Here is a 20,651-nt window from a genome sequence, read left to right on the forward strand (position 1 = left end):
GGGGGCCCGTCCGGCCGCTGGTCGAACGGGCCCTCCACACCGGGTCAGAGCTCGGGGAGGACCTCGGAGGCGATCTCCTCGACGGTGGACTCGGTGCCCTCGTACGGGGAGTCGGTGCGCGGCCAGTGCGTCACGACGTCGGTGAAGCCGAGCTCGGCGGCGCGGCCCACGACCTCCTTGAAGTACTCCACGCTGCTCATCGAGTACGCCGGGGCCGCGTCCGCCTGCAGGTAGCGGTGGACGCGGGCCGGGGCCTTGCCCTCGGCGGCGAGCGCGTCGTCGAACTTCTTGGTCAGCTCGCCCACGCCGCGCCACCAGGACTCGACGTCGTCCCCGCCGTTGCCGGTGGTCACCCAGCCCTGCCCGTAGCGGGCCGCGAGCCGCATGGCGCGCGGCCCGTTCGCGGCGATGACGAACGGCAACCGCGGCAGCTGCACGCAGCCGGGGGCGCGGCGGGCCTCCACGGCGGTGTAGTGCTCGCCGTACCAGCTGGTGTTGTCCTGGGTGAGGATCTTGTCGAGCAGCTCGACGAACTCCTCGAACCGCTCGGTCCGGTCGGCCGGGGCGGGCGGCTGCCCGCCGAGCACCGTGGTGTCGAAACCGGGCCCGCCCGCGCCGATGCCGAGCGTGATCCGGCCATCGGAGATGTCGTCGAGCGCGGTGATCTCCCGGGCGAAGTGCACCGGGTGCCGGAAGTTCGGCGAGGCCACCAGCGTGCCCAACCGGATCGTGGAGGTCACGGTCGCGGCCGCGGTGAGGGTGGGCACCGCGTCGAACCAGGGTTTGTCGACCAGCGACCGCCAGCCCAGGTGATCGTAGGTCCAGGCGTGGGCGAAGCCGTACTCCTCGGCCATCCGCCACAGCGGCTCCGCAGCCCACCACCGATGTTCGGGCAGTATCACAATCCCAACGCGCACACCGCTGACCGTATCGGTACCACCCGGACGGGTTCGACCCTGTTCGAGCTCTTGACCAGGTTTCGTGCCTGCCGCACGTCGGAGTGGTCCGCGGCCGATCCTGAAAGATCCACACTGTCAGGTGAAGCCCGATTAATCAGCCACGGCCGGGGCGCCGTCTCGCCAGCATGTCCCGCGTGAACAAACCCGCGCTAGTCGCATCCGATGTGGACGGAACGCTGCTGGACCCGTCGGTCCAGGTCAGCGAGCGGACGGCGCGCACCGTGCGCGCCGTCGTGGACGACACCCCGTTCGTGCTGGTCACCGGACGACCACCACGATGGGTGCCGCAGATAGTGGACGGTCTCGGCGTGGCCGGGATCGCGGTGTGCTCGAACGGCGCGGTGGTCTACGACGCCGAGGCCGACCGGGTGGTGCACCGCACCGAGATGGAACCGGAGCAGCTGCGCGACGCGGCCCGCGATCTGCGCGAGGCGCTGCCGGGCTGCACGTTCGCGGTGGAGCGCTCCACCGGCCGGGCCCGGGACGACGTGGCCGAGCAGTTCCTCGCCGAAGCCGGGTTCCACCGGGTCTGGCCGAACCGGGACATCCGGGTGGTGGGACGCGCCGAGCTGTTCGACCGGCCCGCGGCGAAGTTGATGGTGCTGCACGAGGACAGCCGCACCGACCTGGTGCCCGCGGTGGAAGAGGTGCTGGGGCCGCGGCTGTGCCTGACCTGCTCGATGGGCGGCGGCCCGGTGGAGCTGTCCGCGCCGGGCGTGGACAAGGCCAGCGGGCTCGCGTTCGTCGCCGACGCGTACGGCGTCCCGCCGGACGCGGTGATCGGCTTCGGCGACATGCCCAACGACATCCCGATGCTGGACTGGGTGGGGCACGCCGTGGCGATGAGCAACGCGCACCCGGGGGTGCTGGAGATCGCCGACGAGATCACCACCTGCAACGGGCAGGACGGGGTCGCGCAGGTGCTGGAGCGCTGGTGGCCGTGACCCGCTGACCCGGTGCCGCCCGCGGGCGGCGTGAAGATCCGATGAACATCCGACGGCGCCGTGTTCGAACTGGGGAGGCGGACACGGCGTCCTGGCTAGACCCCGGTGCCGACGCGTTCGGCGACCGGTTCCACCGCGGGCCGCGGCCGGTGCAGCAGCTGAGCGGCGGCGCAGGCGATGAGGAACCCGATGCCCAGCAGCGCGTAGGAATTGCCCACGACCTGCTGCGAGAACGTCCACTGGAGTTCCCGGTCCCCGGTGTTGGGCAGGTACCAGTGCGGCGCGACGAGCACCGTCAGCGCGCACAGCCCCGCGTACATCCCGATCCCGTACCAGCGGTGCCGCCAGGCCATCGCGAACACCAGCACCAGCGCCGGACCGGCCCACACCCAGTGGTGCGACCAGGAGATCGGCGAGACCAGCAGCACCAGCACCGCGTTGACGACCAGCGCCAGCGGCACGTTCCGGGTGCGCAGCGCGTACCGCATCCCGAGCACGGCGAGCACCAGCAGCACCAGCGATCCGGCGATCCACAGCGCGTCCAGCGCCGACCCGGTGATGTCCTGCTTGGCCAGCAGGCTGCGCAGCGTCTGGTTCCCGGCGTACACCGCGCCGATGTCCTCGCCGGTGGAGAACATCTTGTCCAGCCACCAGTCCGCGGAGTCGTCCGGCGCGGCCAGCAGCCCCAGCAGGACCGTCCCGGCGAAGGTCACGGCCGTCACCGACATGGCCCGGAAGTCCTTGCGCAGCAGGAACAGCAGCAGGAAGCCGAGCGGGGTGAGCTTGATGGCGGCGGCGATGCCGACCAGCAGCCCGCGCGGCCACCGGGTGCGCGGCAGCAGGCAGTCGGCGGCCACCAGTCCCATCAGCAGCAGGTTGACCTGCCCGTAGTTCACCGTGTCCCGGGTCGGTTCGATGATCGTCATGAACGGAAGGGCGACCGCGGTGGCCACCGCGACGGAGCCGGCGTTCGGCGCCAGGTACGGCGAGGAACGCGCCAGCGAATACGCGGTCAGCAGGATCGACAGGTGCGAGATCACCGAGACCACGACGACGGCGGCATCTCCGGACAACCACCACAGCGGGGTGAAGGCGATCGCCGCGAATGGCGGGTAGATGAACGGGAGGGTCGTGCTGTCCGGGGATTCGGGAGTCAGATCGCCGTAGATCTCGTAACCGTTCAGCCACGCTCGGGCACCGAGCCGGTAAATCTCGGTGTCCATGTAGCCGCGGGTGTCGATCCAGTGCACGAACCAGATCGCCAGCGCTTCCAGGACGATCGCGGCCACCAGCAGGTATCGGCCGTCTCGGACCTTGGACACGCCTGAGATCACCTTCCAGGTCCGGGAGCGGGCCGCGGCGATGCTACCGAATCCGACTCGCCGGTCTTGTCGCCCCGGAGAGCGACGCCGAGCCCGACGGCGACTCCGGAGGGTGCTGGGAGGTCACTGTTCGTGGTACGCAATCGGTCCTGATCGGACTTGGTGTCACCCGTAGGACCTGCAAAAACACGTGTCGTAGTCGATTCGGGACGGGAACCTCAACGCGGTTCCCGGGCGCCGTCGGCTGGCCGCTACCCTCGACGGCTGTGAGCTTCGCAGGCTATGACCTGATCGTTGTTGGCTCCGGATTCTTCGGACTGACGATCGCAGAGCGCGCCGCCACCCAGCTGGACAAGCGGGTGCTGGTGCTGGACCGACGTGACCACATCGGCGGAAACGCCTATTCGGAACCGGAACCGGAAACCGGTATCGAGGTGCACCGCTATGGGGCGCACCTGTTCCACACCTCGAACAAGCGGGTGTGGGAGTACGTGAACCGGTTCACGGATTTCACCGATTACCAGCACCGGGTGTTCACCCGGCATGAGGGACAGATTTACTCGTTCCCGATGAACTTGGGCCTGCTGTGCCAGTTCTTCGGTCGCGCGTTCTCCCCGGACGAGGCCAAGGCGCTGGTCGCGGAACAGGCGGCGGAGATCGAGACCGCCGACGCCCAGAACCTGGAGGAGAAGGCGATCTCCCTGATCGGCCGTCCGCTGTACGACGCGTTCGTGCGCGGCTACACGGCCAAGCAGTGGCAGACCGACCCGAAGCAGCTGCCCGCCGCGAACATCACCCGGCTGCCGGTCCGCTACAACTTCAACAACCGCTACTTCAACGACACCTACGAGGGTCTCCCGGTCGACGGCTACACCGCCTGGCTGGAGAAGATGGCGGAGCACCCGAACATCGAGGTCAAGCTCAGCACGGACTACTTCGACGTCCGCGCCGAGCTGCCCGCCGACGTGCCCGTGGTGTACACCGGCCCGCTGGACCGCTACTTCGACTACTCGGAGGGCGAGCTGGGCTGGCGCACCCTCGACTTCGAGTCCGAGGTCGTGCCGACCGGCGACTACCAGGGCACCCCGGTGATGAACTACGCCGACGAGAACGTGCCGTACACCCGGATCCACGAGTTCCGGCACTTCCACCCCGAGCGGGAGGACCGGCACCCGAAGGACAAGACGGTCATCGTCCGGGAGTACTCGCGGTTCGCCGAGCACGGCGACGAGCCGTACTACCCGATCAACACCGGCGACGACCGGACGAAGCTCGAGGCGTACCGCGAGAAGGCGAAGGCCGAGGCCAAGGAGCGCAAGGTGCTCTTCGGCGGCCGGCTGGGCACCTACAAGTACCTCGATATGCACATGGCGATCGGCTCGGCGCTGAGCATGTTCGACAACAAGCTCACCCCCTATTTCACCGAGGGCCGTTCGCTGGACGGCTCGCTGGAGGACTGACGTGACCGACCGGACCCCCGACGAGTCCGCGGCCGCCACCAAGCGCGCCGGGACCACGGCCGAGAGCAAGACCGGCGAAGCGGCCACCACCCGCTCGAAGAGCCGCAAGGTGGCCCCCGAGCAGGTGCTGCAACGCGTGGTGTTCCCGCGCGGCGAGGACCCGCTGGACGTGCGCGCGCTCTACATCGACGAGCCGCAGACCGGCACCACCACGGTGGTGTCCCGGCGCTCGATCAAGGTGCCCGCGCACTCCAAGATCTCGCTGGCGTCCTACTTCAACGCCTTCCCCGCCAGCTACTGGAAGCGGTGGACGAAGGTCGACGAGGTGGTGCTGCGGCTCAAGGTCAAGGGGGCCGGTCGGCTCGACGTCTACCGCTCGAAGGCCAACGGCGACAGCGTGCACCTGGAAGGTGCCCCGGTCGCCAGTCCGAAGGCCTGGACGTGGCTGGAGTTCCGGGTCTCGCTGAAGCCGTTCGAGGACGGCGGCTGGATCTGGTTCGACCTGTTCACCAACGACAGCGCGCTGGAAGTCGACGAGGCGGCCTGGACCACCGACGTCGCGCTGCCGCGGCAGCGGGTCGTCGTGGGCACCACCACGATCCGCCCGGCCGACTGCGTCGTCGCGCTGCAGACCCTCGGGGAGGACCCCGAGGTCATGGCCGTGGTGGAGAAGGTCGTCGTCGCCGACCAGGGCGGCCAGAAGATCCGCGACACCGAGGGCTTCGAGCTGGCCGCCGAGCGGCTCGGCGACAAGCTGCAGGTGATCGAGCAGGCCAACATCGGCGGCTCCGGCGGCTTCACCCGCGTCATGTACGAGGGCGTGCACAACTCGGACGCCGAGCAGGTCCTGCTCATGGACGACGACATCGCGCTGGAACCGGACGGCGTGCTGCGCGCCAACGCGTTCGCCCGCGCCGCCAGCCACCCGGTGATCGTCGGCGGCCACATGCTGAACCTGCAGGCCCGCTCGCGGCTGCACAGCATGGGCGAGGTCGTCGACGTCGGCGTCGGCATCTGGCGCCCCGCGCCGGGCGCGGTCACCGACTACGACTTCGCGAAGACCCCGCTGCGCAAGAGCAAGAAGCTGCACAAGCGGATCGACGCGAACTACAACGGCTGGTGGATGTGCCTGTTCCCGCGTGAGGTCATCGAGAACTCCGGGCTGCCGCTGCCGCTGTTCATCAAGTTCGACGACTCGGAGTACTCGCTGCGCGCGGGTGCGCACGGCTACCCGACGGTGACGCTGCCGGGCGCGGCGGTGTGGCACATGCCGTGGACGGACAAGAACGACGCCACGGACTGGACCGCCTACTTCCACACCCGCAACCGGCTGGTGATGGCCGCGCTGCACAGCCCGGAAGAGGTCCGGCAGATCCTGGTCAAGCAGGGCTTGAAGCTGACCCTGCGGCACCTGCTGTCGATGGAGTACTCCACGGTGGCGGTGCAGCAGAAGGCCATCGAGGACTTCCTCGCCGGCCCGGGCGACCTGTTCGACTCGCTGCGCACGGCGCGTCCCGACGTGCTGGAACTGCGCAAGAACTACGACGACGCGAAGACGCTGCCCTCGGCTCGCGAGTTCCCGCCGCCCTCGGCGGACCCGATCATGGCGGAGGGCCTGCTGAAGCCGCCGGTGAACCCGGCGGTCATCGCGGCGCGCGCGTCGAAGGCGCTGCTGCACAACCTGAAGGAACCGGACCAGGCGGCGGGCGAGCGGCCGCAGCTGAACATCCCGGCCGACAGCGCCCGCTGGTTCCTGCTCGGCGCGCTGGACAGCGCGACCGTGTCCAACGCCGACGGCAGCGGGGTGTCGTTCCGGCGCCGCGACCCGGAGGAGTTCCGCAGGCTCGGGCTCCGCGCCCTGGCGAACTACCGCAAGCTGGCCCGCGAATGGCCGCGGCTGCGCGAGGTCTACCGCTCGGCGCTGCCCGAGCTGACCAGCCCGGAGTCCTGGAAACAGGTCTTCGACCAGAAGTGATCGACCCCGTGACCTGTGTGCCCCGACCCCGGAGACGAAGTGGCTGCTGAACCGACTACGACGACTCCCGGCGCGTCCAGCGCCGCGGAGCGGGAGTTCATCCCCGGCACCGAGGAACCGATGCCGGAAGTCACCACCGAGACGCTCGCCCTGCGCAAGGTGCAGGGCGCGCTGGCCAAGCCGCCGGTGGTCAAGGCGGCCCGCGCGATGTCGCTGTTCGGCGAGCACGCGGCAGGCTGGCTGGCGATCGGCGCCGTCGGCGCGCTGGTGGACCGCAAGCGGCGCGGCGAATGGGTCGCGGCCGCGGCGGGGGTCGCCTTCGCGCACGGGGCGTCCATCGGGGTGAAGCGGGTCGTGCGGCGCAGCCGCCCCGGTGACCCGCAGGTGCAGGTGCTGGTCGGGACGCCGAGCAAGCTCAGCTTCCCGTCCTCGCACGCCACCTCGACGACGACGGCCGCCGTGCTCTACGGCGGTCTGCTGGGCAAGCGGCTGACCCCGGCGCTGGTGCCGCCGATGATGGTCAGCCGGATGGTCCTGGGGGTTCATTACCCGAGCGACGTGCTCGCCGGTTCAGCGCTCGGCGGTGCCGTGGCGCTGGTCGTCCGGCGGTTGACGAGACGGCGGAGGAACCGTGGCTGACAAGAACGAGACCGGCGCGACCGTCAGCGAACCCGAAGGCGGGATCGACGAGGCCGCGGCGAAGACCGAGGTGGACGGCGGGACGGAGAACTCCGCCGCCGGCGGCGCGAAGGCTCCGGTCGAGACCGACGCCGAGCAGGTGCGCGAGGTCGAGGCCGACGCCGAGGGGTCCATCGGCTCCGAGGCGGGCGGCAGCGCGGCCGCGCTGGAGGAACCCGAGGCGAAGGCCGGCGACGAGAAGGACAAGTCCTCCGACGCCTACCACGCCAAGGTCACCGCCAAGGCGGGCACGCCCGCCGGCCTGATCAGCGGCCTGATCAAGGAACTGCGCCCCAAGCAGTGGGTCAAGAACGTCTTGGTGCTGGCCGCCCCGTTCACCGCGGGCGCGCTGCTCAACACCGAGGTCGTGCTCGACGCCGCCCTGGCGTTCGTGGTGTTCTCGATGGCCGCTTCGGGCATCTACTTCATCAACGACGCCATCGACGTCGAGTCGGACCGCCAGCACCCGACCAAGCGGAACCGGCCGATCGCGGCGGGCCTCATCCCGGTGCCGATCGCCTGGGTGGTGGCGGTGCTGCTGCTCGGCGGCTCGCTGGCCATCTCCGGTGTGGTGAGCTTCGGGCTGCTCACGGTGATGGCCGTGTACATCGCGGTGCAGCTGGGCTACTGCTTCGGCCTGAAGCACCAGCCGGTGATCGACCTGTGCATCGTGGCCTCCGGCTTCCTGCTGCGCGCGGTCGCCGGTGGTGCCGCGGCCGGGCTGGAGATCACCCAGTGGTTCTACATCGTGGTGGCGTTCGGCTCGCTGTTCATGGTGGCGGGCAAGCGCTACGCCGAGGTGAAGCTGGCGGCCGAGACCGGCGCGAAGATCCGCAAGTCGCTGAAGGCGTACTCGCCCTCGTACCTGCGGTTCGTGTGGGCCATCGCGGCCGCGATCACGATCATGACGTACTGCCTGTGGGCGTACGACATCCGCGAGATCGAGCAGTCCCGCTGGGGCATCATCTCGATCATCCCGATGGTGATCGCGATCCTGCGGTACGCGGTGGACGTGGACAAGGGCGTCGCGGGCGAGCCGGAGGAGGTGGCGCTGAAGGACAAGGTGCTGCTGGTCCTCGGCGCCATGCTCGCGGGCTGCCTGTTCCTCGCGTACTACCTGTAGGACGATCCACCGAAAGCGCCCGGCCGGACCCCGGCCGGGCGCTTCCGCATTCCCGGGGCCGAGCTCTCCTGAGGGCATTCCCGGCACCGCCCGCCGTGCGCCACACGGGCCGGGCGCGCGGACGTTCGATGGGTCGCGTGCTCCGAACGAACCTGAACCTCCTCCCCGGTGCCCGGCGATGCCTGGGCGCCGTCGCGGCGGGCGTGGCGCTGCTGGCCACGCCGGGTATCGCCACCGCCGCCGATCTCCCCGCCGGATCGACGGCCGCGCACGTCGTGGTCGACGACGCCACCGGCCGGGTCGCCTCGCAGCAGAACGAGCACCAGGTGTTCCGCTCGGCGTCCGTGGTCAAGCTGCTGATCGCGCTGGACTACTTCGACCGGCTGGGACCGTCCGGCGAGATGTCCGCTGAGGACCGCGCGATGCTCGAACCGATGCTGCGCTCCAGCAACGACGACGCGGCCAGCGCCTTCTGGGTGCGCGGCGGTGGCGCCGAGATCATCGAGCGGTCGGTGGCCGAGCTCGGCTTGGCGGACACCGTCCCGCCGCCCGCGGACGACGCCGGGGTGTGGGGCTACACCGGCGTCAGCGCCGCCGACGTCGCCACCACCTACCGCTACCTGCTGCACGAGGCGAGCCCGCGGGCTCGCGACTTCGTCCTGGGCAACCTGGAGAAGCACACCCGCTGCGCCGCGGACGGCTTCGACCAGTCCTTCGGACTGCCCAGCGCGACCGACGAGGACGTCGCGGTCAAGCAGGGCTGGGCCGGTTTCGGCGAGGGGCCCGAGGACGGGCAGGAGTGCGCCGCCTCCGACGACCCCGCCCTGACCCGCTCGCTGCTGGCGTCCCCGGACGTCGCGCGGGCGAAGGTGGCGGCTCCGGCGGAGGCCGCACCGGAGGCCGCACCGGGGGCGCGCGCCGCCGCCGGCGACCTCGACCTGACCCGGAAGGCCATGCACACCACCGGAATCGTCGACGGCGAGATCGTCGTGCTGCTCACCCTCCAGCCCGAGCAGACCGACTGGCGGACGGCGACCGAGGCCGTCACCGCGAAGACCACCGAGCTGCTGGAACGCTGACCCCGGCCGGGTGTCGCTCAGGCGGCCCCCGCCGGCCGGTCCAGGCCGAGGTCGCGGATGGTGTCGTGGGCCATCTGGATCGCGTAGCTCTGGCCGCGGTCCTGCGGGTAGATCTGGGACATCGTGGCGAGCGTGACACCGGGCATCGAAGTGGTGTGCTCGGGGATCAGGTCCCGGTACTCGGGGGTGACCACGGGCTGCGCGAACCCGGCCTTGGAGAAGTGCCAGTCCCGGATCCACGACTCGTCGAACTCCGGGTTCAGCTTCCGCAGCCACGGGACGTAGTGCGCCAGCAGCTCCGAGGGCTCGGTGGTGAACCGCCAGTCGTCCCGCGGCACGTAGTTGCCGACGTAGACGACGTGCCGCCCGCCGTACTCGGCGCGGTCGACCATGTTGGTGTGCTCGACGACGGCGAGGAACGGGAACTCGGTGTCGTTGATGTTGAGCCAGTAGTACGGGATGACGCTGCGGTCGCACTCCAGCACGAAGCAGGTGGCGCCCAGGTACTGGTTGCGCCACAGCACGTCGTCGGACTCGATGTCGGCGGCCTGCGCGAACACCGGCTGCGGGACGGTGACGACGAGCCGGTCGAACTCGTAGGCGGTGCCGTCGGCGGTCTTCACCTCCACCGAGTTCGGCTGCCGGATGGAGACCACGGGCTTGCCGAACTCGACGCGCCCGCCGCGCTCGGTCACCGCGTCCAGCAGCGCCCGGTACACCTTCTGGAACCCGCCGTGCACGTAGCCGAGCCCGAAGGTGCGGTAGTGGATCCGCGCCCACAGCCAGGCCATCGACACCTGCTCGGCGCGGTCGCCGAACTTGCCGGTCAGCAGCGGTTCCCAGATGGTCTCGGTGACCCGCGGCCCGGCCCAGCGGCGCATCCAGTCGAGGGCGCGCACCGAACCGAACCGGGAGCCGTCGCGGACCGCTTTGAGCGCGGCGGAACTGGCGCCGAACCGCAGCCGGTCGAGCAGCGAGAACTTCGGGAACCGCAGCATCTCCAGCGGCGTGCCGAACGGGTGCAGCTCGCCGTCCAGGTAGACGCCGGTGGTGGGGGAGTGGAACCGCAGGTCGTCGGCCAGGCCGAGCTCGGTGATCAGGTCGATCATCGCCCGGTCGGTCTTGAAGCTGTGGTGGTAGAAGCGCTCCAGCGGGGTGCCGCCGACCTCGATGGACGCCGCGAGCCCGCCGAGCTCGGCGGAGGCCTCCAGCACGGTGACGTCGTGGCCCGCCTTCACCGCGTCGAACGCGGCGGTCAGACCGGTGGCACCGGCGCCCACGACACCCAGCTTCATCCGAAACTCCATCTCTTGTTGATCAGGTACTGCAACACGACGACCAGCGGGATCGCGGCCGCCTTCACCAGGTTCGGCGTCACCCCGAACAACCCGGAACCCAGCTGCAGCAGCAGGAACGTCACCGCCATCCCGGCCAGCCCGACGCCGTAGAACCGGGCGAAGCGGACCAGCAGCCGGTCCCGGGTGCGGAAGTTCAGCCACGCGTTGAGCACGAAGTTGTTCGCGATGCCGATGCTGGTGCTGATCGCGTTCGCGAGCTGCTCGTGCAGCCCGCAGGTGTTGAACAGCAGCAGGAACACGAGGTAGTCGAGGGTGACGCCGCTGACGCCGATGATCCCGTACAGCACCAGGGCGCGGCTCGGCCTGGGCAGCCGGCGCTGCTCAACCCTCGTCACGCCGGATCACCTTGCGCACGATGTAGAGCGGGCGCTGGCGCACCTCGTCGTAGATCCGCCCGATGTAGCTGCCGATCACGCCGAGCGACAGCATCTGCACGCCGCCGAGGAACAGCATCACCACCATGATCATCGTCCAGCCGGAGACGGTGATCTGCGGGAAGAACAGCCGTAACGCCACCGCGTAGAGGATGCCCAGCGCGGCCAGCCCGAGGCTCAGGAACCCGATGCGGGTGATCAGCTTCAGCGGCGCGGTGGAGAACCCGGTGACCCCGTCGGCGGCGAGCCGCACCATCTTGCGCAGCGGGTACTTCGTCTCGCCCGCGGCCCGCTCGTCCCGGTCGAACAGCACCTCTTCCTGCTGGAAGCCCATCGAGGCGACCATGCCGCGGATGAACCGGCTGCGCTCCCGGTAGCCGCGCAGCTCCTCGGCCGCGCGCCGGTCCAGCAGCCGGAAGTCACCGGTGTCCACCGGGATGTCCACTTCGGCGAGGCTGTGCAGCAGCCGGTAGTAGGAGTGCGCGGTGAGCCGCTTGAACCGGGTGTCGCGCCGGGTCCGCCGCCGCGCGGACACGATCTCGGCGCCGCCGCGCCACGCGTCGATCATCTCGATGCTCACCGCGGGCGGGTCCTGCAGGTCGGTGTCCATCACGACCACCGCGTCGCCTTCGGCGTGGTCCAGCCCGGCGGTGATCGCGATCTGGTGGCCGAAGTTGCGGGCGAAGTCCAGCACCCGCACCCGCGGGTCGGCCTCGGCCAGCTCCCGCAGCACGGCCAGCGAACCGTCGCGGGAACCGTCGTTGACGTACACGAACTCGTAGTCCAGGTCGGGTCGGGTCCCGGTGGCGGCGACCAGCTCGCGGTGGAACCGGCGCAGGCCGTCCTGCTCGTCGTACACCGGCAGCACGTAGGAGATGAGCGAACCCGTGGCCGCCTCCTCGGTCCGCCGGTCTGGCGAGGGCACCGGCACTGCTCGGCTGATCGTCTCGGCCACCTGACTCCCCCTCATCACCGTCCCCGCGTTCGCGTGGACGCCGCGCGCGGCGGATCGGTTGCCCGTCGGTCGGGCGATCCGGCGCGGTTCGTCCGGGCGGGGAACGGCTCGGGGTGCCCGGCTCGACCAGTTTTCCGCATCGGGCCACCGCGGTGCACCGGCAACGCGTGATCGTTACCCACCGGTCCGGTGACGTCCGCGCGTCAGGGGTGCAGGTTTCCCTCCTCGAAGGGGTAGGCGCCGTCGCCGTCCGCACCGCCCTGCAGCACCCGGTGGGTGCGCTGGTCGTAGGCGTCGCGGTCCAGGTCGTAGCGCACCGACAGCACGTGCCCCCAGATGAACCCGGGATCGCCGCGCAGCCTGCTCGGCGTCTCCAGCCGCCGGGACTGGCCGAGCACTCCGGTGAACACGCCGCCGTAGGACGGGTCGAACGCCATCGAGCCCTCCCCGGCGGGCGGGGTGATGAGCAAGCCGGGGCTGTCCGCGGTGCCGTGCGAGACCCGCGGGTAGTCGACGTAGCAGGGGAACAGGAAGCTGATCGGCCAGTCCACCAGCGCCGGGATGCCGCCGTCGAGCACGTCGCGCAGCGGCACCACGTCGCGCACCGCGGGCCCGCTGAACGCGAGCCAGCCCTGCTCGTCGGTGGTGGTGTCCACGGCGTGCAGCCGGACCCGGTCGGCGCGCGCGGGCAGGTCGGCGGCGGTGACGGTGATCAGCCGCCAGGAGCCGAAGTCGCGCCAGTCGGCGGGCCGGCCCATCCGCGGGTCGTCGTAGGGCAGCTGCCGCGGCGGGGTGTCGCGCAGCGCGCGGGTGCCGAGCTCGCGGACCTGGTCGCCGGTGCGGCCGCCGAACTGCAACTCCAGCTCGTTGCCCTGCTCGGGCCGCCCGGCGACCCACACCGACAGCTCCTGGCCGCTGCGCAGCGCGGGCAGGTCGAACCAGCCGGTGGTGACCTCGCCGGTGGTGGCGGGCCCGTCGCGGAGGCTGTCCCACATCAGCGGGCCTGCGTCGGTGGGTTCCGCTTCGGCACCGGTGGGGCGCAGCGCGAGCTCGCCGGGTTCGCGGCGCAGCAGCGGTTCCTGCGGCGGGCGGCCGGGACGTTCGCGGTTCGCGGCGAACGCGGTGGCCGGGGGCTCGGCGTCCCCGGCGGCGGAGGTCTCGGAGGTCGCGGTGCCGGAGCTCTCGGTGCCGGTTTCCCCGGTGCCGGTTTCCCCGGTCGAGCCCGGTGCGGCCCCGGTGTCGTCGAGCGGCCCGTCGGCGATCCGCAGCACGCCGTCCTCGGCCAGCGGCAGCGTCTCCACCTCGTTCTCGATGCCGCAGCTGCGCGCCCGCACGCTGTCCCAGCTGGAGCGGCCCACCGAGAACGCGCCCGCCTGCGCCGGGGCCTGCGCGAACGAGCCGAGCAGCACCACCACCATCACCAGCGCCGACAGGGTGAACAGCGCCGAGGCGGGCAGCGTCCACGCCCCCGCGAGCGCCCGCATCCGCACCAGCCCGAACCCGAGCAGGCCGACCACCACGGCCAGCAGCAGCCACGGCAGCGGACCGTCCAGCGGCAGGCCCAGCGGCCGCACCGCGGTGTCCGACCACGCCACCCCGAAGTCCGAGTACTGCCACCACGAGTTCGGCCCGGTGAACGCGAGCGCCGCCAGCACCGCGCCGCCGACCGCACCGGCGACGCCGAGCTGCCGGGATTCCCGCTTCGCCCCCGGCAACGCTCCGACCCTGGCCAGCAGCACCACGGTCACCGCCAGCAGCGCCGGTGCCACCCCGGCGAGCGCGCCGAAGTGGTGCGTCCACTTCGACGGCGTCAGCCACAGCGCCGCGAACACCGCGACGACCGCCCCCACCAGCAGCGGCAGCTCCGGCATCCCCACCGCCCGGTGCAGCCGCCGCAGCACCGCCGCGGAGGCCAGCAGCACGGCCGCGATCGCCAGCAGCACCGCCAGCCGCTTGCTCGCCGTCCCCCAGGTGCTGGTGCCCAGCAGCTGCTCGTACCGGTCGATCTCCTGGTACCAGCCGAGGCTCGGCCCGAACTTCTGGTGGATCTCGGTGGCGCGGCGGAACCCGGTCCAGCTGGTGCCCGCGAACATCGCCACCACCCCGACCGCGCCGAGGCAGCACAGCAGCGCGGCGCGCGTCGGCACGGTCATCCAGCGCGGCAGTTCCCCCGGTGCCACGAGCACCCGCCGGATCCGCGGCGCGAACGCCAGGACGATCAGCAGCGCCGCCACCCCGGTGGGCGTGACGGCGACGGTGAGCCCGGTCAGCAGCGCCGCCCCGCCCAGCGGGCCGAACGGTGCCCGCGCCCCGGGCGCGGTGGCGCGCAGCAGCAGCGCGACGATCGCGGCGGTGCCGAGCGCGACGAAGGCCTCCGGCCGGATACCGAGGTCGAACGGCAGCCAGCAGGCGAGGAAGAACACCGCGGCCAGCAGGTGCACTCCGGCTCGCCGGACGCCGCGGCACAGCGGGGCGACGATGCCGTGCGCCAGCACCAGCCAGGTCACCATCCCGGCGACGACGCTCGGCACCCGCAGCCACGCGGGCGCGAGGCTGTACTCGGACACCCAGCGCATCAGGTGCTGCACCAGGGTGAACGGGGCTTCGGAGGCGTTGAACCAGCGGTAGAAGTTGCCGATGTCCCCGGTCGCCGCGTGGTTCCGGACGGTCAGCATCGCGAAGCCGTCGTCGTCGCTGATCGGGCCGATGACCAGCCAGGACGCCAGCACCGCCGCCACGATGGCATCAACGAGCAATAATGCTGCCGAGCGGTAGCGGATGCGGGCGAGCGCCGCGCGCCGGATCGCGGCCCAGGTCGGCGGGGTGTGCGCGACGAGCAGCAGCAGCGCGGCCGCGGCCAGCAGCAGCGCCGCCCCGATCAGCGACAGCTTCAGCGAGCTCGGCGCGGTCTCGAACCAGGTGTAGGCGCGGGCGGTGACGGACAGCTCGGCCGCCTGCTCCGGGGCGAGTCCGGTGCGGAACGCGAAGACCTCCGGCGCGGGCACGTCGGGCAGCACGATCGCGGGCAGCCCGCCGACCGCGACCTCGGTCCGGTGCGCGTCGGCGCGGACGGTGAGGTCGCAGTCCGCGGGCAGCGGCGGCAGCGGGACGGCGCGTTCGCCGAGCACCAGGTCCGGGACGCCGTCCTCGGTGCGCAGCACCAGCCCGTCGCGCTCGCTGCCGGGCGGCGTGGTGGCCAGCAGCAGCACCGGCTCCGGCCGGTCCAGCGCGGCCCGCAGCACGGGGCACGGCACGGTCGCGGTGAACTCGGCGGGGCGGTACGGGGCGAACAGCGCGGTGGTGGACACCGCGGGCTCGTCGGCGGCGGGCCAGCTCACTTCGGTGCGGTCGGCCCACACCGGCGCGAACGGCAGGGCGAGCGCGCAGCAGAGCCCGGCGACGCCGACCAGCAGCGCCACCACGTGCGCGGTCCACCTGGCGCGCCGCGCCGCGGGAGCGGTCAGCTCGTCGAGGGGGCGTCGCGCTTCCCCTGGTGCACGGTCCGAGCGGATCGGGCTGCTGGGCTCCACGACACCGTCCTCAAGAAGATCTTCCCCGTCGCCGCGGGATCATTCTTGCGCACGCGTCGTGGACGGCTCCGGTTGCCGTCGTCGCCCGGTCCTCGGGTCAGCGGATTTCGTCGAGCAGCGTCGCGGTGTCCCCGGGGCTCAGCGACGCCGCCCTGAGCCGGGCGAACGCGGTGTCGTACCACTCGGTCTGCGCCGGTCCGTCCAGGTAGTCGGCGTTGCTGAGGTGCTCCAGGTAGACCAGCCGGCCCGGTGCGGGCTGCTCGTAGTGCAGCAGCTGGAACGAGGTGCCCATGGCCGCGTGCGCGCCGGCGCCGAACGGCAGCACCTGCACGGTGATGTTCGGCCGCTCGGTGAGGTCGCGCAGGTGCGCGAGCTGCTTGTGCATCACGGCGCAGCCGCCGACCGGGCGGCGCAGCACGGTCTCGTTGAGCACCACGGCCACCACCGGCGGCTCCTCCCTGGCGAGCAGCGCCTGCCGGTCGGTGTTGACGGTGACGAGCCGTTCGAGCTCGTCCGGGTCGCGCCGCGGATCGACGGCGAGTGCGACCGCTTTGGCGTACTCGGGAGTGCGGAACAGCGCGGGAACGAGTTCGGACTCGTACGCGCAGAGGGTGGCGGCGATGCTTTCCATCGCGACGAATCGCTGTGCCCAGTCCGGAACGCGAATGTGATTCCGTTTTCGGGCTTGGCGGGCGAGCTGCAGAACGGTTTCCGCGTGCTCTCCGGGAACGCCGTAGCAGTCGATGAGCAGCCGCACATCTCCGGGTCCGATGGTGGCCTTGCCCGTCTCGATCTTGCTGATTTTCGGTTTGGTGCATTCCAGCGCGTTCGCCGCCTGCTCCTGGGTCTTTCCACAGCTCTCGCGCATGTCCCGCAGCAGCCTGCCGAGCTGGAGGCGGGCCACGGGAGGGCCGGTGATGCTCATCGGTGGCCTTTCGATCGAAACAGGGGATCGAGTCCAGTTGTTCCAGTGCGCGGACCCGTTCGCAATCAAGATCATCCGAATGGGTAGTTCCTCCGGGAATGAACTCTCTTTATCGTTCAGGTAGACCGGTTCCGGCTGCGCGCCGAACGTTCGGCCAGAACGGCGGCGAGAACGGTGCGGCGGCCCGGAATGTCCCGGATTTCGGCGAGCGGGCAGGCCGTGAAAGCGGTGCCCGCGGCGGAGGACGAGGAGGTTCGCGGTGTTCATCAGGTTGGCCGGTCCGGTCGCGTACTGGCGCCCGGCGAAGGGCGAGCGGCACGCGTTGTCCGCCGAGCAGCGGCCGTATCCCGGGCAGGTGCGGGATGCGCTGTGCGGGCTGCGGTTCACGATCAACGAGCCCAGCGATTGCGACTGGTTCGCGGAGTCCTGCGCGGACTGCCTCGCCAGGGCGAAGGCGCTGCGCGACGCGAGGGAGCAGGGATGAGCGCCGAGCAGCTCGGGGCCGTGGTCGCCGGATCGATGCTGCTGGCCGGGGTGCTGGCGCTGGTGCTCCCGCTGCGCGGGGGCCGGGGTGAGCACGGCGGCGCGGGGCCGGGCACGGTCACCGTCGACCGGCTGCGGCGGAACTCCCGCGGTGCGCCGGTGGCCGAGCGGGTCCCCGCTGGTGCGCTGCGGGACTCCGCCGGAGCGCTGCGGGATTCCACCGGAGCGTCGCGGGTTTCCGCCGGAGCCTCGCGGGTTTCCGGTGGTGCTCCGCGGTCGCGGCGGAACGGCGGCCTTCGGGAGCGGCAGGCCGTGGCGGTCACTCCTGCCGTCGCTGCCGGCCCATCCGCGCCGTCCGGTCCGTCCGCGTCGTCGGGTCCGTCCGCGTCGTCGGGCCCGTCCACGCCGTCCGCGCCCTCGTCGAGCGGGCGGGTGACGGACCGGCGCGCGCTGGACCGCGCGGCCCGGATCGCGGGGAGCGGTGCGGTGCCGCCCCGACCCGTGCTCGGTGCGGACGCGCCGCCGCTGCTCGCGGCCCGCCGGCGGCCCCGGTTCGCCGCGGACCGGGTGGCAGCGGCGGGGTCGCCTGCACCGGCGTCCGCCATATCGGGAGCGGGCACATCGGGGTCGGCCATACCGGGGCCGGGCACGCCGACCTCGGCGGCGGAGCCGTCCGCGCCGGAACCCGCCCAACCCAAGCCCGGTCCGCCCAAGCCCGGCCCACCGAAACCGGGTCCGCCCAAGCCCGGCCCCCCGAAGCCCGGCCCCCGGTCGGCCCCCGCGATCCCCGTTCCGGCCTCGCCCGCATCGAGCCCGCCCGCATCAGCCCTGCCCGCATCAGCCCTGCCCGCACCCGCCCTGCCCGCATCAGCCCGGTCCGAGTCGGCCCGGCCCACCCAGGTGGCCGTGCTCGCCGCCCCGGGCGAGGACGTGCCGGACGAGGAGATCACGTGGCCGGAGCAGGACCCGCAGGAGCGCGCGGGCAGGCACCGGCTGCACACCGACGACTGGTTCTGCTACCGGCTGGAGACCGCGCTCGCGCTGCGCGCGCACCGGGAACGCCGCCCGGTCGCCCCGCTCGCGCCGCCGTCGCGCGTCGATATTCGCTTGCCCGGTGCCCTACTCTGAACTCGTGATCAGCTGACGAAGTCGCCCGCTCGCCACGTCGAGCCGCCCCGGACCGCGACCGCGGAGTCCGGGCATCCCACCACGTTCCGGCGCGACCGCGCGCCGTGGAGATGAGGCCTCATGTCAGCGAATCCCACCATCGTGCTGGTCCACGGCGCCGCGAGCACCGCGGGCGTCTGGGCCCCGCTGCAGCGCGAGCTGGCGCTGCGCGGCGTGCGCAGCCTCGCGCCGGACCTGCCCGGGCACGGCCTGAACGCGCACCACCCGCCGAGCTACTACCAGTCCCCGCAGGACCTGGCGGCGTTCGCCACCGCCCCGTCCGCGCTGGCCGGGATCGGGATCGACGACTACGTCGAGCACCTGGCGGGCCTGCTGCGCCGCGTCGCCGAGCACGGACCGGTGCTGCTGGCGGGCACCAGCGCGGGTGGCATCCCGATCACCGCGGTCGCGGAGCGGTACCCGGAGCTGGTGGACCGGCTGGTGTACCTGTCCGCGTGGTGCGCGGTGCGGTCGGAGTCGGTGGCGGATTCGGCGAGCTGGCCGGAGCACACCGGGAACCTGCTGGACGGGGTGGGGTGGCCGGTCCTGGGCGATCCGGCGCAGCTGGGCGTGCTGCGGTTCAACCTGCGCGACGCCGATCCGGCCCGGTTCCGCGCGGCGAAAGCCGCGATGCTCGCGGAGGGCACCGACGACGAGTTCCGCGCCCTGGTGGACGTGCTGGAGCCGGACGCGAACGTGCGCATCGCCGGGGAACGGGTGCCTGCGACGGCGGAGCGCTGGGGCCGGGTGCCGCGCACGTTCGTGCGGTTCACCGCGGACCGCTGCACCCCGCTGCCGGAGCAGGACCGCATGATCGCGGACGCGGACGCGCTGGCGCCCGGGAACCCGTTCGACGTGCGGACGCTCGACTGCGGGCACGTCGCGTACTTCTGCCGCCCGGTGGAGTTCGCCGATCTGCTGACCGGGTCGGCCGCCGACCTCGGGTAATCCGCAGTGGACGAACGAACCGGTGAACGGCCCCTCCGCCGGGAAAGCGGGTGGGTGGGCCGTTCACCGGCGGTGCTCCGTCAGCGGATCACCAGGGCGCGTCGCTGATCGCGCCGGTGGCCGGGTCGCGCAGGATGTAGCCACCCTGGAAGTCGACCTGGACGCCGCCCTCGACCTCGTGCGGGTCCGACGTGGGGTAACCGAGGTAACCGGAGTAGCGGTCCAGGTCGTACCAGTGCCGCAGCACGTCGCCCCGCAGCCAGTGCGCCCCGGATTCCGGGGACCAGTAGAGGGCCCCGGTCTCCTGGAGGCCGGAGAACTCGTTGAAGCGGCCGACGCCGTCGTCGGCGACCTGTTCGTCGGTCGTCGGGTAGCCGAGCTCGCCGGTCTCCCAGCCCTGCGCGGCCCACGCTTCGCGGATCGCGCCCTGCACCGAGTGCGCGTCCGTCTCCTCCGACCAGTACACCGAGGCGCCGTCCCCGTTCGGGCCGACGAAGTGGTTGTAGCTGCCGGATCCGTCGGCGGTGGCGGTGGTCGTCTTCGTCGGGTAGCCGAGATAGCCGACCTCCCAGCCCTTCGACTCCCAGAAGTCCCGGATCGGGCCCCACACGCCCTGCGCCCCGGTCGCGTCGGTCCAGTAGATCGAGGCGGGGCCGGTCGCGTCGCTGCCCGCGAACTGGTTGTAGCGGCCGACCCCGTCCGGCGCGACGCGCTCGTCGGCCTCGGCGGCGCCGAGCACGGCGTAACCGCCGATGTCGGCGTACCGGGCGGCGATGTCGCCGTGGATCTCGGTGACCCCGGTGGCTTCGGTGTGGAACAGCCAGCCGTACTGGTACTGCTGGTAGGTGGTGTCGCCGTCGGACTGCTGCGAGTCGACGGGGTCACCGAGCAGCTGCCGCAGGCCGGCGTCGTTCCAGTACCGCTCTTCGATCGGTGTGAAGGCCTGCTGCTGGACCTGCCCGGCGGGTTCCGGTGCGGCGGCCGCGGTGGCGGCGGGCCCGGCGAGGGCGAGCGGCACGGCGGCCGCGGCGAGCATGATTCCCCAGTTCCTGGTGTTCAAGGCACGTCCCCTTCTCGCTTGCACAGCAAGGAATTTCGTACGACTTGAGCACGCGGGCCGGGGGCGGCCGGTTGCCCCGGACTTCGACGTTCACCGGTTCGGCCGCATCGGCCGGGTCCACTGGGGAGCAGGTGAGGTCGCGAACTCCGCGCCATCCGCGCGAAAACGGGCCCGGAACGGAGCGGGACGGAGCGGACGGGGCGGGAGCGCGAACGGGAAGAGGCGCGGCGGGGCCGCGCCCCCCCCCCGCCCCGGGCGCCCCACGATAAACCCCGTGGCTGTGGGCAGCGCCCGGGGGGGGTGGCCCCGCC

17 protein-coding genes are annotated in these 20,651 nt (G+C 71.8%); 9 read left to right on the forward strand and 8 right to left on the reverse strand.

Annotation, left to right across the window (positions count from 1 at the left end; genetic code table 11):
• Positions 1-44: 44 nt before the first annotated feature.
• Complete coding sequence (locus AC29IT_RS07510; protein ID WP_358443754.1) at positions 45-917, reverse strand: LLM class flavin-dependent oxidoreductase; 873 nt, start codon at positions 915-917, stop codon at positions 45-47.
• A 176-nt stretch (positions 918-1,093) separates the two neighbouring features.
• Between AC29IT_RS07510 and AC29IT_RS07515 the strand changes: the two genes are divergently transcribed.
• The gene (locus AC29IT_RS07515) at positions 1,094-1,903 is read left to right on the forward strand and encodes an HAD family hydrolase (RefSeq protein ID WP_488218236.1); all 810 of its coding nucleotides are present in this window, start codon (positions 1,094-1,096) and stop codon (positions 1,901-1,903) included.
• A gap of 95 nt (positions 1,904-1,998) precedes the next feature.
• Here AC29IT_RS07515 and AC29IT_RS07520 read toward each other — a convergent pair whose 3' ends face one another.
• Positions 1,999-3,225, reverse strand: a complete 1,227-nt coding sequence (locus AC29IT_RS07520) for a glycosyltransferase 87 family protein (protein WP_488218237.1) — start codon at positions 3,223-3,225, stop codon at positions 1,999-2,001.
• Between the two features lie 266 nt (positions 3,226-3,491).
• On the opposite strand from AC29IT_RS07520, the gene glf reads away from it, so the two are divergent.
• From glf to AC29IT_RS07545, 5 genes are all read left to right on the forward strand, one after another.
• On the forward strand, positions 3,492-4,685 hold the full coding sequence (gene glf, locus AC29IT_RS07525; protein ID WP_358443762.1) for a UDP-galactopyranose mutase: 1,194 nt from the start codon (positions 3,492-3,494) through the stop codon (positions 4,683-4,685).
• Position 4,686: 1 nt separating this feature from the next.
• Positions 4,687-6,660 carry a glycosyltransferase gene (locus tag AC29IT_RS07530; protein ID WP_358443765.1) on the forward strand — a complete coding sequence of 658 codons (1,974 nt, stop codon included), beginning with the start codon at positions 4,687-4,689 and terminating at the stop codon, positions 6,658-6,660.
• Between the two features lie 120 nt (positions 6,661-6,780).
• Positions 6,781-7,299, forward strand: a complete 519-nt coding sequence (locus tag AC29IT_RS07535) for a phosphatase PAP2 family protein (RefSeq protein ID WP_358443797.1) — start codon at positions 6,781-6,783, stop codon at positions 7,297-7,299.
• 205 nt (positions 7,300-7,504) lie between these two features.
• Complete coding sequence (locus AC29IT_RS07540; RefSeq protein WP_488218261.1) at positions 7,505-8,461, forward strand: decaprenyl-phosphate phosphoribosyltransferase; 957 nt, start codon at positions 7,505-7,507, stop codon at positions 8,459-8,461.
• A 137-nt stretch (positions 8,462-8,598) separates the two neighbouring features.
• Positions 8,599-9,540, forward strand: coding sequence for a hypothetical protein (locus AC29IT_RS07545; RefSeq protein WP_488218238.1), 942 nt, complete (start codon positions 8,599-8,601; stop codon positions 9,538-9,540).
• A gap of 17 nt (positions 9,541-9,557) precedes the next feature.
• Here the strand turns inward: AC29IT_RS07545 and AC29IT_RS07550 are convergent, their stop codons facing one another.
• From AC29IT_RS07550 to AC29IT_RS07570, 5 genes are all read right to left on the reverse strand, one after another.
• Positions 9,558-10,835: an NAD(P)/FAD-dependent oxidoreductase gene (locus AC29IT_RS07550; RefSeq protein ID WP_358443770.1), complete on the reverse strand. Its 1,278-nt coding sequence runs from the start codon at positions 10,833-10,835 to the stop codon at positions 9,558-9,560.
• The gene (locus tag AC29IT_RS07555) at positions 10,832-11,233 is read right to left on the reverse strand and encodes a GtrA family protein (RefSeq protein WP_358443773.1); all 402 of its coding nucleotides are present in this window, start codon (positions 11,231-11,233) and stop codon (positions 10,832-10,834) included. Before AC29IT_RS07555 ends, AC29IT_RS07550 begins: the two co-directional genes overlap by 4 nt.
• Positions 11,220-12,197, reverse strand: a complete 978-nt coding sequence (locus AC29IT_RS07560; protein WP_358443775.1) for a glycosyltransferase family 2 protein — start codon at positions 12,195-12,197, stop codon at positions 11,220-11,222. Before AC29IT_RS07560 ends, AC29IT_RS07555 begins: the two co-directional genes overlap by 14 nt.
• Before the next feature lie 233 nt (positions 12,198-12,430).
• On the reverse strand, positions 12,431-15,757 hold the full coding sequence (locus tag AC29IT_RS07565; RefSeq protein ID WP_488218239.1) for an arabinosyltransferase domain-containing protein: 3,327 nt from the start codon (positions 15,755-15,757) through the stop codon (positions 12,431-12,433).
• Between the two features lie 97 nt (positions 15,758-15,854).
• Positions 15,855-16,949: a helix-turn-helix domain-containing protein gene (locus AC29IT_RS07570; protein ID WP_358443782.1), complete on the reverse strand. Its 1,095-nt coding sequence runs from the start codon at positions 16,947-16,949 to the stop codon at positions 15,855-15,857.
• Here AC29IT_RS07570 and AC29IT_RS07575 point away from each other — a divergent pair.
• The 3 genes from AC29IT_RS07575 (at position 16,942) to AC29IT_RS07585 (ending at position 19,280) form a co-directional block, all read left to right on the forward strand.
• Complete coding sequence (locus AC29IT_RS07575) at positions 16,942-17,166, forward strand: HC3 family zinc finger protein (protein ID WP_224958415.1); 225 nt, start codon at positions 16,942-16,944, stop codon at positions 17,164-17,166. The two genes, AC29IT_RS07570 and AC29IT_RS07575, sit on opposite strands and share 8 nt — an antisense overlap.
• 905 nt (positions 17,167-18,071) lie before the next feature.
• Complete coding sequence (locus tag AC29IT_RS07580; protein WP_358443785.1) at positions 18,072-18,293, forward strand: hypothetical protein; 222 nt, start codon at positions 18,072-18,074, stop codon at positions 18,291-18,293.
• Positions 18,294-18,413: 120 nt separating this feature from the next.
• A complete protein-coding gene (locus tag AC29IT_RS07585) occupies positions 18,414-19,280 on the forward strand; it encodes an alpha/beta fold hydrolase (protein ID WP_488218240.1) in 867 nt (288 codons plus the stop codon).
• An 88-nt stretch (positions 19,281-19,368) separates the two neighbouring features.
• Here AC29IT_RS07585 and AC29IT_RS07590 read toward each other — a convergent pair whose 3' ends face one another.
• Positions 19,369-20,340: an LGFP repeat-containing protein gene (locus tag AC29IT_RS07590; RefSeq protein ID WP_488218241.1), complete on the reverse strand. Its 972-nt coding sequence runs from the start codon at positions 20,338-20,340 to the stop codon at positions 19,369-19,371.
• Between the last annotated feature and the right edge of the window lie 311 nt (positions 20,341-20,651).

Source organism: Saccharopolyspora sp. MMCC62 (assembly GCF_057736575.1).